The organism is Dietzia sp. DQ11-44 (assembly GCF_014145205.1).
GTDB lineage: Bacteria > Actinomycetota > Actinomycetes > Mycobacteriales > Mycobacteriaceae > Dietzia > Dietzia natronolimnaea.
This window is the reverse complement of record NZ_JAALEC010000296.1, coordinates 1-2,428: the sequence shown is the minus strand read 5'-3', so window position 1 is coordinate 2,428 and position 2,428 is coordinate 1. Positions and strand designations below refer to the sequence as shown.

Below are 2,428 nucleotides of genomic sequence, written 5' to 3'. Positions count from 1 at the left end.
GCACTGGCCGGGCTCGGCGGGTTCATCCTCGCCTCCGGGATCGCCTCACTCGTCGGGGGGCGGATCTTCGGCCGGCTCGCCGACCGGTCCAGTCGTCGGCTCATGGCGTGGGCGGCCGCCGCCGCCTCGATCGTGGCGCTGGGTTTCGTGGTGGCCGTCTCGCTCCCCGGCGTCGACGGCTCGTCCGCGCTGGGGACCGTGTTCTTCGTGGGCGGATACTTCCTGCTCACGCTGTTGCACTCCGGGGTCCGCGTGGGGCGCAAGACCTATGTCGTGGACGTGGCCGAGGGCGACCTGCGGACGACCTACGTCGCGGTCTCCAACTCGGCCATGGGGATCATCCTGCTCGTGGTGGGCGGCATCAGTTCGGTCATCGCGCTGGCGGGGGTCGAGTGGGCGCTGGTCTTCCTGGCGATCCTGGGGTTGATCGGTGCGGTGTCGGCGCTGAGAATGCCCGAGGCGTCGGCGGCCCGGTGATGCCGGGTGCGTGAGCGCCCCGGAGTGTGGAAGCCTCGGGACGGACGGCGGGTGAAGCCCGCCGGTCATGACGACGACGAGGAGACGCGCCGTGCCCGATGACAATGTCACCCTCACGGATTTCCGAGCAGGCCTGCTCGATGGCAGCGAGAAGGATCTGGCCGACTACGCCGGTCAGGTCGTCTTGGTGGTCAACACCGCCAGCAAATGCGGGTTCACCCCCCAGTACAAGGGGTTGCAGAAGCTGTACGAGGAGTACCGCGACCAGGGCTTCGTGGTGTTGGGCTTCCCGTGTGACCAGTTCGCGCACCAGGAGCCGGGCACCGACGAGGAGATCGGGTCGTTCTGTGAGCGCAACTTCGGGGTGGAGTTCCCGCTGTTCTCCAAGATCGAGGTCAACGGATCGGGCACCCACCCGCTGTACCGCTGGCTCAAGTCGCAGGAATCCGGTCTGCTGGGCGGTCGGATCTCGTGGAACTTCACCAAGTTCCTCATCGGGCGTGACGGCACCGTGGTGGGTCGGTTCGGCCCCAACCGTAAGCCTGAGGACCTGCGCAAGGCCGTCGAGGAGGCGTTGCGGGAGTCGTGAGGCCGTGCGGTGAGTGGGCCGATTCAAGTTGCTGCGGCTAAGGTTATTAAGTCATCACTGAGAACTCTGGAGCCGTATGTCTGTCGGAATGCCCCGATTCGCCGCCACCGCCACCGCCGGCGCGCTGGCCCTCGCCCTGACCCTCGGTTCGGTCGCCCCGGCCGGAGCGCAGCTCGGCAGCATCGACCCGACCACGTTGGGGCCGGACGATCTGGAGACCATCATCGAGGCCGTGGGTTCCGTCCCTCTGGGCTCGACCGCCGGTTCGCTCGGGTCGGTGGGCTCCGCGGACATCCCGCTCGGTGAGGGATCCTCTGCCCCCATCGGGACGCCCTCCCCGGTCGATCCGAGCATCACCGAGACCGAGTTCCGGGGAGTCGAGCGCACGCGGGGGGAGTATCAGTACTGGATCGTCGCCTCGGAATCGATGCAGCGCGAGATCACCGTCGAGGTGGTCCCGTCCCGGGGTGAGGGCGCCGCTCCGGTGCTCTACATGCTCGACGGCGTCGGCGCCCCGGTGAGCAGCACCGGGTGGAACCACCAGGGCCAGATCGCGGATCGGCTCGCGGACGAGGACGTGCACGTGGTCAATCCTGCCGGCGCGTTCGCCTCGTACTACACCGACTGGGAGCAGCCGGACCCGGTCCTGGGCAACAACAAGTGGGAGACCTTCCTCACCGAGGAGCTGCCGGGCGTCGTGGCCGAGCAGCTCGAGACGAGCGGCAGGAACGGGATCGGGGGGATCTCGATGGGCGGCCAGGCGGCCATGCACCTGGCCGCCACGCACCCCGGGCTCTACGACGCCGTGATGTCCTTCAGCGGCTACTACTCCACGATGGACGCGCTCGGTTACCAGACCGTCCGGCTCAGCGTGGAGACCCGCGGTGGCCAGGTGGACAACATGTGGGGTCCGCACCGAAGCGGGCGCTGGGCGGAGAACGACACCATCTCTCACCCGGAGGGACTGCGGGGCAAGGCCGTCTACTTCTCGTCCGGCAGTGGTGAGATCGGCCCGGAGGACCTGCAGGAGTACGGCGGCGGCGCGGACGTCCAGAACCTGCTCATCGGACTGGTCCTGGAGAAGGGCGTGCGCGAGGGCACCGAGGCCTTCGAGAGGGCGCTCGACCGCGCGAACGTCGACCACCGGGTGGACTACTCCGACACGGGGCTGCACAACTGGCCGAACTTCCTCAAGAACTTCGAGGCCGGCTGGGAGCACATCAAGCCCGCTCTCGAGGACTGACCCCCGCCCCAGCGCCCTCGCGATCGCCCCATGCTCGCCCCGGCGCCCTCGCGCTCGCTCCCGTCATCGATAAGACCGTTCCGCGCACCCCCTTCTCGGGCGATGTGTGCGGAACGCTC

At 68.5% G+C, this 2,428-nt stretch carries 2 protein-coding genes and 1 pseudogene; all 3 read left to right on the top strand.

The features are described from left to right. Positions 1 to 477: pseudogene (locus G6018_RS08210) on the top strand (MFS transporter); the annotation flags it as partial. Positions 478 to 568: 91 nt separating this feature from the next. Continuing rightward, a complete protein-coding gene (locus G6018_RS08205; RefSeq protein ID WP_346034869.1) occupies positions 569 to 1,066 on the top strand; it encodes a glutathione peroxidase in 498 nt (165 codons plus the stop codon). A gap of 88 nt (positions 1,067 to 1,154) precedes the next feature. After that, positions 1,155 to 2,309, top strand: coding sequence for an alpha/beta hydrolase family protein (locus tag G6018_RS08200; protein WP_241732022.1), 1,155 nt, complete (start codon positions 1,155 to 1,157; stop codon positions 2,307 to 2,309). Positions 2,310 to 2,428: the final 119 nt, after the last annotated feature.